This is a genomic window from Bacteroides sp. f07, assembly GCF_042854785.1.
In the GTDB taxonomy this organism is placed as follows: Bacteria; Bacteroidota; Bacteroidia; order Bacteroidales; family Bacteroidaceae; genus Bacteroides.
Map to the genome: position 1 here is coordinate 3,099,403 of NZ_BAABXI010000001.1, position 13,909 is coordinate 3,113,311.

The following is a 13,909-nucleotide window of genomic DNA, read 5'->3' on the forward strand; positions in this document are numbered from 1 at the left end:
CAATTCAAAATGTAAAGCTAGAATACCTATAAATTCAAGTATTCCCAACAAAATCTCCATTTTATTGTTGCATGAAGAATAAAAAGTGTAAATTTGTACCTAGATGCCACTTAAACTAACAACATATTATAAAGGAAAGGATATTCCCGATTTATCGGGAAAGAATACATTCCACTCCAAAGAGCTGTTTCTTATTTATGAAGCGACTCCGGGGTATACACCTTTATTAATAGTAGCGACAGAAGACGGCAAACCGATGGCACGTTTACTTGCTGCTATCCGTAAAGCAAAGAAGTGGCTTCCCTCTTCGTTGGTCAAGCACTGCGTAGTATATAGCGAAGGCGAAGCTTTGGACGAAACTCTTTCCACTAATAAGGAAAAAGCGGAAGAAGTTTTCGGTGAAATGCTCGAACATCTCACTCAGGAAGCATCACGAACTTGCTTTCTTATTGAATTCCGCAATCTGAACAATTCCATGTTCGGTTACAAATTCTTCCGGAGTAATGATTATTTTCCGGTCAACTGGTTACGGGTGCGTAATTCACTGCACAGTATGAAAAAGACTGAAGACCGGTTCAGTCCGTCACGTATCCGACAGATAAAAAAAGGAATTAATAACGGAGCAAGAGTAGAAGAAGCACATACCGTAGAAGAAATACGCGACTTTTCACGAATGTTACACAAAGTATATTCTTCCCGCATACGCAGATACTTTCCTGCCAATGATTTCTTCCGGCATATGAACAGTATGTTAATCAAAGGGAAACAGGCAAAAATATTCATTGTCAAATATAAGGAGAAGATTATCGGCGGTTCGGTTTGCATTTATTCCGGCGAAGACGCTTTCCTCTGGTTTTCAGGTGGGATGCGAAAAACATACGCATTGCAATATCCCGGTGTGCTCGCTGTTTGGAAAGCGCTGGAAGACGCTCACGAACGTGGATTCCGGCATATGGAGTTTATGGACGTAGGGCTTCCGTTCCGCAAACACGGTTACCGTGATTTCGTACTTCGCTTCGGTGGAAAGCAGAGCAGCACGCGCCGTTGGTTTCGCGTCAGTTGGAATTGGTTAAACAAACTTCTAGTCAAATTTTATGTCTAAATGTAATCTCAAGATTACAAAACGACTTCCTGTGTTCCTTTCCTGCCATTTTTTATGCTTTATAACGCAACAATTAAATGCAGAAATATTTCTTTATTAGGTAAGAAATGCCTTTCTTTGTGCTGTTTTATGCCGTATAAGCACATAATTAAAACCAAATAAAAAAGTATAGTTATGAAGATTTCACACATTGAACATCTGGGCATTGCTGTAAAAAGCATCGAAGAAGCCCTTCCTTACTACGAAAATGTATTAGGTCTGAAGTGTTACAACATTGAAACAGTGGAAGATCAAAAAGTAAGAACCGCTTTCTTAAAAGTAGGCGAAACAAAAATCGAACTGTTGGAGCCGACTTGCCCTGAGAGTACCATTGCAAAGTTTATTGAAAACAAAGGTGCGGGTGTTCACCACGTTGCATTTGCTGTAGAAGACGGTGTAGCCAATGCTTTGGCGGAAGCGGAAAACAAGGAAATCCGTCTTATCGACAAAGCTCCGCGCAAGGGTGCAGAAGGTTTGAACATCGCTTTCCTTCACCCGAAATCAACTCTGGGTGTGCTGACAGAACTCTGCGAACATTAATCATAAACTCTAAAAACTAACAAGAACTCATGAGTAATCAACTTGAAAAAATTAAAGAGCTTATTGAACGCCGTGCCGTAGCACGTCTCGGGGGCGGCGAAAAAGCAATTGCGAAGCAACATGAAAAAGGGAAATATACAGCACGCGAGCGTTTGGCTATGCTGCTGGACGAAGGTAGCTTCGAAGAAATGGACATGTTCGTTGAGCACAGATGCACGAACTTCGGCATGGACAAAAAACATTATCCGGGTGATGGTGTAGTAACCGGTTGCGGTACTATCGAAGGACGTTTGGTATATGTTTTCGCACAGGATTTCACTGTTTCCGCCGGTTCATTATCGGAAACGATGTCATTGAAGATCTGTAAAATCATGGATCAGGCCATGAAGATGGGTGCTCCTTGTATCGGTATCAACGACTCGGGTGGCGCACGTATCCAGGAAGGTATCAACGCATTGGCTGGTTATGCAGAAATCTTCCAGCGTAACATTCTGGCTTCCGGTGTTATCCCGCAGATTTCAGGTATCTTCGGTCCTTGTGCCGGTGGTGCCGTTTACTCTCCGGCTTTGACGGACTTTACGCTGATGATGGAAAGTACTTCTTATATGTTCCTTACCGGACCGAAAGTTGTAAAGACCGTAACAGGTGAAGATGTAAGCCAGGAAAACCTCGGTGGTGCAAGTGTTCACTCAACTAAATCAGGCGTCACTCACTTCACAGCCAAGACTGAAGAAGAAGGTTTTGCCCTCATCCGCAAACTGTTGAGCTATATTCCTCAGAATAATCTCGAAGAAGCTCCATATGTAGATTGTACAGACCCGATCGACCGCCTGGAAGATTCTCTGAACGATATTATCCCTGACAGTCCGACCAAGCCATACGATATGTACGAAGTAATCGGTGCTGTTGTTGACAATGGGGAATTCCTGGAAATCCAAAAAGACTACGCCAAGAATATTATCATCGGTTTTGCACGCTTCAACGGACAATCCGTGGGTATCGTTGCCAACCAGCCTAAATATCTGGCAGGTGTGCTTGACAGCAACGCATCTCGTAAGGGTGCACGTTTCGTTCGTTTCTGCGACGCATTCAATATTCCTATCGTATCATTGGTAGACGTACCGGGATTCCTTCCGGGAACAGGTCAGGAATATAACGGCGTTATTCTTCACGGCGCCAAGTTGCTGTATGCTTACGGTGAAGCTACCGTACCTAAAGTAACTATCACATTGCGCAAGTCTTATGGCGGTTCTCACATCGTGATGAGTTGTAAGCAACTTCGCGGTGATATGAACTATGCATGGCCGACGGCTGAAATCGCAGTAATGGGTGGTGCAGGTGCAGTAGAAGTATTGTACGCACGTGAAGCAAAAGATCAGGAAAATCCGGCTCAGTTCCTTGCCGAAAAAGAAGCAGAATACACGAAACTGTTCGCCAATCCTTATAATGCAGCTAAATACGGTTACATTGATGATGTGATTGAACCACGTAACACACGTTTCCGTGTCATCCGCGCTTTGCAGCAGTTGCAAACCAAGAAACTGACCAACCCGGCTAAGAAGCATGGTAATATTCCGTTGTAATCCAACTTTTCACATTAAAAACAAGAACGATTATGAACAAAACCAAAATCGGAATATTCCTTTCTTTGCTATTGCTGATTGGGCTGACTTCTTGTGGAGAGAAAAAGTCTAACAACAAGCTGGTTCTGAACGAAATCCTGATAGATAACCAAAGCAGCTTTCAGGATGATTACGGACTGCACAGTGCATGGATTGAAATATTCAATAAATCATTCGGTAGCGCCGATTTAGCAGCTTGCTTGCTGAAAGTAAGCAGCCAGCCGGGCGATACAGTCACTTACTTTATCCCGAAAGGTGATATACTTACGGTAGTGAAACCACGCCAACACGCCTTATTCTGGGCAGACGGCCAACCCAACCGCGGAACTTTCCACACTAGTTTCAAACTGAATCCCGAAACAGCCAACTGGGTAGGATTGTTTGACTCCGGTAAAAAGCTGATGGACCAGATTGTAGTACCGGCAGGTGCTTTGAAGGCCGACCAATCGTTTGCACGTATAAGCGACGGAGCAGCAGACTGGGAAGTGAAAGGCGGAAGCAAGGACAAATATGTAACTCCGAGCACAAACAACCAGACCCTTGACAGCAATGCCAAGATGGAAAAGTTCGAAGAGCATGACTCGGTAGGTATCGGTATGTCCATTTCTGCCATGAGCGTGGTATTCTGCGGATTGATTCTTCTTTTTATTGCTTTCAAGATTGTAGGCAAGGTTGCCGTGAACTTGAGTAACCGCAATGCAATGAAATCTAAAGGTATCGACAAACGCGAAGCTAAAGAATTGTCACAAGCTCCGGGTGAAGTCTATGCCGCTATCTCTATGGCATTGCACGAAATGCAGGATGAAGTACACGACGTAGAAGAAACCGTACTGACCATCACTCGTGTGAAACGCAGCTATTCACCGTGGAGTTCGAAGATTTATACTTTGCGTGAAACTCCTCCCAGAAAGTAAGTCACCTTATAAAAAGTAAAAACGATGAAAGAATATAAATATAAAATCAACGGTAACTCATATAAAGTAACCATCGGAGATATTGAAGACAATATCGCTCATGTAGAAGTGAACGGTACACATTATAAAGTAGAAATGGAAAAACAGCCCAAAGCGGCTGCCCAACCGGTAGTAGTACGCCCTATGCCTAATGCGCCTACCGCTCCTACCCAAGTGGTGAAACCGGCCGCTCCGTCTACCGGTAAATCAGGTGTCAAGTCTCCACTGCCGGGCGTTATCCTCGACATCAAAGTGAATGTAGGTGATACTGTAAAGAAAGGACAGACCATCATTATATTGGAAGCCATGAAAATGGAAAACAATATCAATGCGGACAAAGACGGCAAGATTACTGCCATCAATGTAAATAAGGGAGATTCTGTTCTTGAAGGTAATGACCTCGTAATTATTGAATAATATGGGAGATTTTATAAACTTTTTAGGAAACAACCTTGCCGACTTCTGGACCTACACGGGTTTCGCTAACGCTACTGCGGGACATGTGGTTATGATTCTTGTAGGCTTGGTGTTCATCTATTTGGCTATTGCCAAAGAGTTCGAGCCGATGTTGCTGATTCCTATCGGGTTCGGTATGCTGATCGGTAATATACCTTTTAATATGGATGCCGGACTGAAAGTCGGTATTTACGAAGAAGGTTCAGTTTTGAATATATTGTATCAGGGAGTAACCTCCGGATGGTATCCGCCGCTCATCTTCTTGGGCATTGGAGCCATGACGGACTTCTCGGCACTTATCTCCAACCCGAAATTGATGTTGATCGGTGCAGCAGCACAGTTCGGTATCTTCGGTGCATACATGATCGCATTGGAAATGGGATTCGACCCTATGCAAGCCGGTGCAATCGGTATTATCGGTGGTGCGGACGGCCCGACGGCTATCTTCCTGTCCTCTAAGCTAGCACCTAACCTGATGGGAGCCATTGCGGTGTCCGCCTACTCCTATATGGCGTTGGTTCCGGTGATACAGCCGCCTATCATGCGTCTGCTCACCACAAAGAACGAACGTGTCATCCGCATGAAACCGCCGCGTGCCGTTTCTCACACAGAGAAGGTGATTTTCCCGATTATCGGTTTGTTGCTGACTTGTTTTCTGGTTCCTTCCGGTCTGCCTTTGCTGGGTATGCTGTTCTTTGGTAACCTCTTGAAAGAAAGCGGTGTAACCCGTCGTCTTGCCAATACGGCAAGCGGTCCGTTGATTGACACGATCACTATCCTGTTAGGTTTGACAGTAGGTGCTTCTACTCAGGCTTCGGAGTTCCTTACTTTCGATTCTATCAAGATTTTCGCCCTCGGTGCATTGTCGTTCGTTATTGCAACTGCGTCCGGTGTAATCTTCGTGAAGATATTCAACCTCTTCCTGAAGAAGGGCAATAAGATCAATCCATTGATTGGGAACGCAGGCGTATCTGCAGTTCCTGACTCGGCACGTATCTCACAAGTTATCGGCCTGGAATACGACCCGGCCAATTACTTGCTGATGCACGCTATGGGACCGAATGTAGCAGGTGTAATCGGTTCGGCTGTCGCTGCCGGTATCCTGTTGGGATTCTTGATGTAAGACGTAAGACAACTATCCTTTATAAGAAAACGCTTCTTTCTTTCGGGAAAGGAGCGTTTTTATTATCTTACATCTGTTCTGTTGTAGCAAACAAGAATAAAAAAGGCTGCAACCGTCAACCGGAAGCAGCCTTTCCTATTATATTGGAATAATCTGATGATTACTGAGCCAATTTGTTGTCTGAACCAAGTACGTTGATGATTTTGTGCTTGTACAATTTTTCCATATTGTCACGAGCCGGACCAAGATACTTACGTGGGTCGAATTCAGCCGGTTTTTCAGCAAAAGTCTGACGGATAGCAGCAGTCATAGCCAAACGAGAGTCTGAGTCAATGTTGATTTTGCAAACTGCAGAAGTAGCAGCTTTACGCAACCATTCTTCAGGAATACCGATAGCAGCTTTCAGGTTACCACCGAACTTGTTGATAGTTGCCACTTCTTCCTGAGGAACTGAAGATGAACCGTGAAGAACGATAGGGAATCCCGGAAGTTTTTCCATTACAGCATCCAAAACATCGAATGCCAATGGAGGAGGAACCATCATGCCGGTAGCCGGATCGATGTGACATTGTTCCGGAGTAAATTTATAAGCACCGTGAGAAGTACCGATTGAGATAGCCAAAGAGTCGCAACCTGTACGAGTAGCGAAATCAATAACTTCTTCAGGGTCAGTATATGTGTGGTGGTCAGCAGAAACTTCATCTTCTACTCCTGCCAATACACCAAGTTCGCCTTCAACTGTTACGTCAAACTGGTGAGCGTAATCAACCACTTTCTTAGTCAATGCAACGTTTTCTTCGTAAGGGAGATGAGAACCGTCGATCATTACTGAAGAGAAACCTGAATCGATACAAGACTTACAAGTTTCGAAAGTATCTCCGTGGTCAAGATGAAGAACGATTTCGGGATGTGCGCAGCCTAATTCTTTAGCATATTCTACAGCACCCTGAGCCATATAACGCAACAAAGTAGCGTTAGCATACTGACGAGCACCTTTAGAAACCTGAAGAATCACAGGAGATTTAGTTTCAACAGCAGCCTTGATGATAGCTTGCATCTGTTCCATATTGTTGAAGTTGAATGCTGGGATAGCATATCCACCTTTGATAGCCTTAGCAAACATTTCTTTCGTGTTTACCAATCCTAAATCTTTGTAATTTACCATTTTGTTTAAAGTTTATTGTTAGTGAATAAAAATTCTACGCAAAAGTAAGCATTATCCATCGAATAACGAACATCGGAAAGAAAAATATAGTAGAAAAAGGTTTAAATCGGCCATCTAAATCCAGCCGGAAAGCTAGTCCGGCATTAGATTGTAATGTCTACCTTGCAAATAAATGACTAAAAGATAAAATAGTCAGGTGGTGAGTAATTAGAGTGATCTCACAGAGCACCAAACCACTTTATCTTCTTTTTTTCTGCAAAACCTTTTTCTATTTCACATAAATGCATTATCTTTGCGCTCTGAAAATGACCATTACACTATTTCTTACCAAAATAGTAACAGAATATAAATTAAAAAAAACAGATACTGAAATGAAAAAAGGCCTTCATCCAGAATCATACCGTCCGGTAGTATTCAAAGATATGTCAAATGGTGATATGTTTTTGTCTAGATCAACTGTAGCAACAAAAGAAACCATCGAATTCGAAGGTGAAACTTATCCGTTGCTGAAGATTGAAATCTCTAACACTTCTCACCCGTTCTATACAGGTAAATCTACATTGGTAGATACTGCAGGACGTGTTGATAAGTTCATGAGCCGCTACGGTGACCGTAAGAAGAAATAATTCGATCTTTCTTAAAGATGAAAAAAGAGGAGATTCCCACTAGAGAATTTCCTCTTTTTCGTTTAAAACGCCACAGCAAGACAAACCAGATTTTTTTTAAAGAAATAGTTCCGATTCCTACTGATTTTCAAATAAAAAAAGTAACTTTGGCAACTTAATAACCCCCAAAAATGGAAATAACCCAATTGAAGCAAATGACAAAAGAAGAAGTCCTCAAATTCATCAGACAACGCCTGGCTTTCAGTCCGGAAATTAAAAAGCAACTCAAGTATGTAAAAGAAGAGGATTTCAGCAAAGAACATCGCAGATTCGAAATGTCGGGACAGGAAGAGACAACAGGATGGTGCACGCTCTTCAATACTGCCATATTAAATGAGTTTGCCGGCCTGGGTATCTACGATTACACTTCTTATCTTTTTCTTGATTTCGATAAAGGGACTCCAACCGTTTATCTCAAATATTACTCCGACAACGAAAACCTGGAATATGATCTCAACGGTTATTCCACAACCGAAATCATATTTACTATTTTCGAACTGACAATCTTTTCCGGAAAACCCAAAAGACAACGAAACTAAGATTTCAGAAAACAAATAAAAGCAATCCCCGGCAGTAACTTTATTGCCGGGGATTACTTTTATCATGCACATCGCACAAAAAAGAACGAACCTTGAACATTCATATCCGTAAGTTGTTTATTATCTAAAAAAAAGAAGAACGAATCAACGCGAAAACTCTAAACATCAGTGTGGTATATGAAGAAGAAATATGAATTAGTCCTGGCGGCTGTAATCTTGCTAGCCGGCTGCGGACAGAAAAAAGAGACGAAAGTAACAACAGCCCGTCCCGTAAAAACAACAACTGTAGAATCGAGATCGATTATCAGAAAAGATTTTTCGGGAATCGTAGAAGCTGTGGAGTATGTGAAACTGGCTTTCCGCGTCAGCGGACAAATCATCCAATTACCTGTAATCGAGGGAGAAAAAGTTAAAAAGGGACAACTGATAGCAGCAATTGACCCCAGAGACATTGCATTACAATATGCTGCCACAAAATCCGCCTACGAAACGGCTACCGCACAGGTAGAACGTAACAAGCGGCTCCTCTCCCGCCAAGCTATCTCCGTACAAGAATACGAAATCAGCCTGGCCAACTATCAGAAAGCGAAGTCCGAGTACGAATTATCCGCCAATAATATGCGCGACACGAAATTGACAGCTCCTTTCGACGGCTCCATAGAAAAGCGTTTGGTAGAGAACTACCAACGTGTCAATTCAGGTGAAGGCATCGTGCAGCTAGTCAATACACGTAATCTGCGCATTAAGTTTACCATTCCGGATGCTTACCTTTATCTGCTGCGTGCCAAAGAGCCGCGTTTCCTTGTAGAATTCGATACGTTCAAAGGGCACGTGTTTCAGGCAAAGCTCGAAGAATATCTTGATATCTCGACAGACGGCACCGGAATTCCAGTCAGCATCACGATTGACGACCCGTCTTTCGACCGGGATCTCTACGCCGTAAAACCGGGCTTTACGTGCAGTATCCGTTTTACGGCAGATGTGGGCCCGCTCGTGCAAGACAGTTGGACAATTGTACCGCTTAGCGCTGTATTCGGTGAAAGTGAAGGAAAGAAAATGTATGTATGGGTGGTAGAAGGCGACAAAGTCCACAAGCGTGAAGTTAGCGTCAATGCACCAACCGGAGAAGCCCAGGCTCTTATCTCCGCAGGACTAAAACCCGGAGAGAAAATAGTTATTGCAGGTGTGTATCAGTTAGTAGAAGGAGAAACTGTAAAAGAAATTGAGAAATGAACTTAGCTAAATATTCATTAGACAACACGAAGATCATCTATTTCTTTCTTGCTGTGTTACTAATAGGAGGAATCACTTCCTTTAGTAAGTTGGGTAAGAAAGAGGATGCTCCCTTCGTCATCAAGTCAGCGGTTATCATGACCCGTTATCCGGGAGCCGAACCGGCTGAGGTGGAGCGATTGATTACCGAACCGATCTCCCGCGAGATTCAAAGTATGAGCGGTGTGTACAAGATTAAATCAGAATCTATGTACGGGCTCTCTAAAATCACATTCGAGCTGCAACCGTCACTGGCAGCCAGTTCCATCCCACAAAAATGGGATGAGTTGCGGCGAAAAGTACTCAATATACAGCCACAGTTGCCAAGCGGTGCTTCCACACCGACCGTTTCCGATGATTTCGGTGATGTATTCGGCATCTATTATGGCCTGACAGCAGACGATGGCTTCTCTTACGAAGAAATGCGCAACTGGGCAGAGCGAATCAAGACACAGGTAGTCACTGCGGACGGAGTAATGAAAGTCGCCCTATTCGGAGTACAGACGGAAGTAGTCAATATCTTTATCTCGACCAATAAACTGGTGGGAATGGGGATTGATCCGAAGCAGCTCGCCAGTCTGCTGCAATCCCAAAACCAAATTATCAATACCGGAGAAATCCGTGCAGATGAGCAACAGCTACGGGTGACTGCCAATGGCATGTACACCACCGTGGACGACATCCGCAACCAAGTGATTACAACAAAAGCCGGACAAGTAAAACTGGGTGATATCGCCGTTATAGAGAAAGGATACATGGATCCACCTTCCAATATCATGCATGTGAATGGAAAACGTGCCATCGGCATTGGTGTCTCTACCGACCCGCAACGGGACGTAGTGCAGACAGGCGAAAATGTAAAAGCGAAATTAAACGAATTGCTACCGCTCATGCCTGTGGGACTGGAGTTGCAAAGTTTATATCTGGAGAACGAAATAGCCAACGAAGCCAACAACGGATTTATCATCAACCTGATAGAATCCATCTTGATAGTAATCGTGATTATCATGTTAGTGATGGGCTTGCGTGCAGGAGTATTAATCGGTTCATCACTCATTTTCTCCATCGGCGGCACACTGCTCATCATGTCTTTCTTTGGTGTCGGACTGAACCGTACTTCATTGGCAGGATTCATCATCGCCATGGGAATGTTGGTGGACAACGCCATTGTAGTGACAGACAATGCGCAAATAGCCATAGCCCGTGGAGTAAACCGGCGGAAAGCGCTGATAGATGGTGCCACCGGACCGCAATGGGGATTGCTCGGAGCCACTTTCATTGCTATCTGTTCGTTTCTTCCCCTCTACCTCGCTCCTTCCTCTGTGGCGGAAATCGTCAAACCGCTTTTCGTCGTACTCGCCATTTCGTTGGGATTGAGTTGGGTACTTGCTCTCACACAAACGACCGTATTCGGTAATTTTATTCTGAAAGCAAAAGCTAACAACGGTGCCAAAGACCCGTATGACAAGCCATTCTATCATAAATTCGCTTCAATTCTCCATGTGTTGATTCGCAGGAAAACATTGACGCTAGGCTCTGTGGTTGCACTATTCATCATTTCACTGATTATAATGGGAACGATGCCGCAAAACTTCTTCCCTTCCCTGGACAAACCTTATTTCCGTGCGGACGTATTCTATCCTGACGGGTATAGCATCAACGATGTCGTGAAAGAAATGAAATCAGTAGAAGAACATCTGGCAAAACAGCCGGAAGTGAAAAAGGTATCAATTACCTTCGGCAGCACACCGCTCAGATATTATCTGGCTTCCACCTCAGTAGGTCCGAAACCTAACTTTGCCAATATACTGGTGGAGTTGACGGATAGTAAATACACGAAAGAATATGAAGAGGATTTCGACGGATACATGAAAGCCAATTATCCGAATGCGATCACCCGTACAAGCCTGTTCAAACTGTCGCCTCCGGTAGATGCCTCTATTGAAATCGGTTTTATCGGCCCCAATACGGACACGCTTGTAGCACTCACAAACCAGGTATTGGATATCATGCATCAGAATCCTGATTTGATTAACATACGCAATTCGTGGGGAAACAAGATTCCGGTATGGAAACCGATATATAGTCCGGAACGGGCACAACCGTTAGGAGTATCCCGCCAAGGCATGGCACAGAGTATCCAGATTGGAACAACAGGGATGACACTGGGCGAATACCGGCAAGGTGACCAGGTGCTTCCGATTTTGCTGAAAGATAATACGGTAAATTCGTTCCGCATCAATGATTTGCGCACATTACCGGTATTCGGAACCGGCAACGAAACGACCAGTCTCGAACAAGTAGTTTCTGATTTTGATTTTCAGTATCGGTTCTCGAATGTGAAAGACTATAACCGGCAGATGGTGATGATGGCTCAGTGCGACCCGCGGCGTGGAGTAAATGCTATCGCTGCCTTTAATCAAATATGGTCAAAAGTGCAGAAAGAGATTAAAGTTCCTGAAGGATATACGATGAAGTATTTTGGTGAACAAGAGAGCCAAGTGGAATCCAACGAGGCGTTGGCTAAGAATTTACCGCTGACCTTCTTCCTGATGTTTGTAACATTACTGTTCCTGTTCCGTACCTATCGTAAACCAACAGTAATTTTATTAATGTTACCGTTGATTTTCATCGGAATCGTTTTGGGATTATTAGTCCTAGGCAAGTCATTTGACTTCTTCTCCATTCTCGGCTTGCTGGGATTGATTGGTATGAATATAAAGAATGCGATTGTACTTGTTGAGCAAATCGATCTGGAAGCGGCAACAGGAAAGAAACCTCTGGATGCAGTCATAAGCGCCACGACCAGCCGTATTGTTCCTGTGGCGATGGCATCCGGCACAACGATTTTAGGTATGTTACCATTATTGTTCGATGCCATGTTCGGCGGAATGGCGGCTACTATCATGGGTGGTCTGCTGGTAGCTTCAGCACTGACATTGTTTGTACTCCCGGTAGCTTATTGCGCCATTCAGCGGATTAAACCGGCGTAATGCCGGAGCAAGGTTTCCATCCGGCATATTATCATGTACTTAATGATTTCCTTATGAAACTTGAATTTACTATTTATTAAAAATAAAATGAGAACTCAACTTATAACTCTGTCACTGTTGTTCCTCGGTCTCACAGCCGAGGCACAACAACCCTATCTCAGCAGGGAAGCCTACCGGGATAAAGTGGAAGCGTACAGTCAAATCCTGAAACAACAGAAACTAAAGACCTTGGCCAGTGTTGAAGCACGGAAGATTGCCCATACAGGATTCTTGCCCAAAATAGATATCAATGCAGACGGTACACTCAATCTGAGTGACCTCAGCGCATGGAACGAGCCACTGGGCGAATACCGCAATCACACTTACCAAGGGGTATTTGTCGTCTCGCAACCTCTCTATACAGGTGGTGCGCTCAATGCGCAGCATAAGATAGCCAAAGCAGACGAAAAGCTGAATCAGCTTAATGAAGAACTCACCATAGACCAGATTCACTATCAAAGCGATGCTGTATATTGGAACGCTTCCGCCTCGCAGGCAATGCTGAAAGCAGCAGATAAATACCAGAGCATTATAAAGCAGCAGTACGATATTATTCAAGATCGTTTCAACGATGGAATGATCAGCCGTACGGATTTACTTATGATCTCTACCCGGCTGAAAGAAGCGGAACTTCAATATATCAAGGCCCGCCAAAATTACACACTGGCTCTGCAGAAACTAAATATTCTAATGGGAGAGGAACCTAACAATCCGGTAGACAGCCTTTATACGATTGATATGCCTTCTGCCCCTGTTCAGATTCTGTCCCTTGAGAATGTATTGCAACGTCGTGCCGATTATGAAAGCACGGAAGTCAATATCATGAAAAGTCAGGTTCAACGTAAAGCTGCGCTTAGTCAGTTTAATCCCCAGTTGAATATGTACTTCAGCGGTGGTTGGGCAACAGCTACTCCCAACCTCGGATATGATGTTTCATTCAATCCCATTGTCGGTATTAATCTGAACATTCCCATCTTCCGATGGGGCGCCCGCTTCAAGACGAACCGTCAGCAGAAAGCATATATAGGCATACAGAAGCTGCAACAAAGTTATGTGACAGACAACATCAATGAAGAACTCTCCGCCGCACTGACCAAACTGACGGAAACAGAATATCAGGTAAAGACTGCGACAGAAACAATGAATCTGGCAAATGAGAACCTCGACCTGGTCACTTTCTCGTATAATGAAGGGAAAGCCAATATGGTAGACGTACTCTCCGCACAGTTATCATGGACGCAGGCACACACCAATCTGATTAATGCTTATCTAGCTGAAAAGATGGCAATAACAGAATACAAAAAAGTTATCAGTGAATAAGAAAAAACAATTCACAAAGTCTATATATAAAGAAAACCGGAGAATAAGCCAAGATGCCCATTCTCCGGTTTCTATTTCTAA

The 13,909-nt window shown here is 43.8% G+C and carries 12 protein-coding genes; 11 read left to right on the forward strand and 1 reads right to left on the reverse strand.

Annotated elements, in window-relative coordinates:
- Positions 1-103 precede the first annotated feature (103 nt).
- The 6 genes from ACGHVY_RS12735 to ACGHVY_RS12760 all read left to right on the forward strand — a co-directional run bounded on the left by ACGHVY_RS12735 (position 104) and on the right by ACGHVY_RS12760 (position 5,835).
- Positions 104-1,102 carry a GNAT family N-acetyltransferase gene (locus ACGHVY_RS12735; protein WP_308744575.1) on the forward strand — a complete coding sequence of 333 codons (999 nt, stop codon included), beginning with the start codon at positions 104-106 and terminating at the stop codon, positions 1,100-1,102.
- A gap of 174 nt (positions 1,103-1,276) precedes the next feature.
- Positions 1,277-1,681, forward strand: coding sequence for a methylmalonyl-CoA epimerase (mce, locus tag ACGHVY_RS12740; protein WP_308744574.1), 405 nt, complete (start codon positions 1,277-1,279; stop codon positions 1,679-1,681).
- Between the two features lie 29 nt (positions 1,682-1,710).
- The gene (locus ACGHVY_RS12745) at positions 1,711-3,264 is read left to right on the forward strand and encodes an acyl-CoA carboxylase subunit beta (RefSeq protein WP_390599367.1); all 1,554 of its coding nucleotides are present in this window, start codon (positions 1,711-1,713) and stop codon (positions 3,262-3,264) included.
- A 32-nt stretch (positions 3,265-3,296) separates the two neighbouring features.
- Complete coding sequence (locus ACGHVY_RS12750; RefSeq protein WP_308744572.1) at positions 3,297-4,217, forward strand: OadG family transporter subunit; 921 nt, start codon at positions 3,297-3,299, stop codon at positions 4,215-4,217.
- Between the two features lie 24 nt (positions 4,218-4,241).
- Positions 4,242-4,673, forward strand: a complete 432-nt coding sequence (locus tag ACGHVY_RS12755; protein ID WP_390599368.1) for an acetyl-CoA carboxylase biotin carboxyl carrier protein — start codon at positions 4,242-4,244, stop codon at positions 4,671-4,673.
- A 1-nt stretch (position 4,674) separates the two neighbouring features.
- Positions 4,675-5,835: a sodium ion-translocating decarboxylase subunit beta gene (locus tag ACGHVY_RS12760; protein ID WP_308744571.1), complete on the forward strand. Its 1,161-nt coding sequence runs from the start codon at positions 4,675-4,677 to the stop codon at positions 5,833-5,835.
- 160 nt (positions 5,836-5,995) lie between these two features.
- Here ACGHVY_RS12760 and ACGHVY_RS12765 read toward each other — a convergent pair whose 3' ends face one another.
- Positions 5,996-7,000, reverse strand: coding sequence for a class II fructose-bisphosphate aldolase (locus tag ACGHVY_RS12765; protein WP_308744570.1), 1,005 nt, complete (start codon positions 6,998-7,000; stop codon positions 5,996-5,998).
- A gap of 371 nt (positions 7,001-7,371) precedes the next feature.
- Here ACGHVY_RS12765 and ACGHVY_RS12770 point away from each other — a divergent pair, with 371 nt between their 5' ends.
- From ACGHVY_RS12770 to ACGHVY_RS12790, 5 genes are all read left to right on the forward strand, one after another.
- Positions 7,372-7,626 (forward strand): type B 50S ribosomal protein L31, encoded by a 255-nt coding sequence (locus tag ACGHVY_RS12770; RefSeq protein ID WP_004300906.1) that lies wholly within the window; start codon positions 7,372-7,374, stop codon positions 7,624-7,626.
- Between the two features lie 170 nt (positions 7,627-7,796).
- A complete protein-coding gene (locus tag ACGHVY_RS12775; protein WP_308744569.1) occupies positions 7,797-8,204 on the forward strand; it encodes a hypothetical protein in 408 nt (135 codons plus the stop codon).
- Positions 8,205-8,381: 177 nt separating this feature from the next.
- A complete protein-coding gene (locus tag ACGHVY_RS12780) occupies positions 8,382-9,437 on the forward strand; it encodes an efflux RND transporter periplasmic adaptor subunit (RefSeq protein WP_390599369.1) in 1,056 nt (351 codons plus the stop codon).
- Positions 9,434-12,469 (forward strand): efflux RND transporter permease subunit, encoded by a 3,036-nt coding sequence (locus ACGHVY_RS12785; protein ID WP_390599370.1) that lies wholly within the window; start codon positions 9,434-9,436, stop codon positions 12,467-12,469. Before ACGHVY_RS12780 ends, ACGHVY_RS12785 begins: the two co-directional genes overlap by 4 nt.
- A gap of 87 nt (positions 12,470-12,556) precedes the next feature.
- Positions 12,557-13,828, forward strand: coding sequence for a TolC family protein (locus ACGHVY_RS12790; RefSeq protein WP_390599372.1), 1,272 nt, complete (start codon positions 12,557-12,559; stop codon positions 13,826-13,828).
- Positions 13,829-13,909: the final 81 nt, after the last annotated feature.

Bases quoted from the DNA above. Each gene is read 5' to 3' on its own strand.
- ACGHVY_RS12735 (WP_308744575.1), top strand. From the start codon at position 104: ATGCCACTTAAACTAACAACATATTATAAAGGAAAGGATATTCCCGAT.
- mce (WP_308744574.1), top strand. From the start codon at position 1,277: ATGAAGATTTCACACATTGAACATCTGGGCATTGCTGTAAAAAGCATC.
- ACGHVY_RS12745 (WP_390599367.1), top strand. From the start codon at position 1,711: ATGAGTAATCAACTTGAAAAAATTAAAGAGCTTATTGAACGCCGTGCC.
- ACGHVY_RS12750 (WP_308744572.1), top strand. From the start codon at position 3,297: ATGAACAAAACCAAAATCGGAATATTCCTTTCTTTGCTATTGCTGATT.
- ACGHVY_RS12755 (WP_390599368.1), top strand. From the start codon at position 4,242: ATGAAAGAATATAAATATAAAATCAACGGTAACTCATATAAAGTAACC.
- ACGHVY_RS12760 (WP_308744571.1), top strand. From the start codon at position 4,675: ATGGGAGATTTTATAAACTTTTTAGGAAACAACCTTGCCGACTTCTGG.
- ACGHVY_RS12765 (WP_308744570.1), bottom strand. From the start codon at position 7,000: ATGGTAAATTACAAAGATTTAGGATTGGTAAACACGAAAGAAATGTTT.
- ACGHVY_RS12770 (WP_004300906.1), top strand. From the start codon at position 7,372: ATGAAAAAAGGCCTTCATCCAGAATCATACCGTCCGGTAGTATTCAAA.
- ACGHVY_RS12775 (WP_308744569.1), top strand. From the start codon at position 7,797: ATGGAAATAACCCAATTGAAGCAAATGACAAAAGAAGAAGTCCTCAAA.
- ACGHVY_RS12780 (WP_390599369.1), top strand. From the start codon at position 8,382: ATGAAGAAGAAATATGAATTAGTCCTGGCGGCTGTAATCTTGCTAGCC.
- ACGHVY_RS12785 (WP_390599370.1), top strand. From the start codon at position 9,434: ATGAACTTAGCTAAATATTCATTAGACAACACGAAGATCATCTATTTC.
- ACGHVY_RS12790 (WP_390599372.1), top strand. From the start codon at position 12,557: ATGAGAACTCAACTTATAACTCTGTCACTGTTGTTCCTCGGTCTCACA.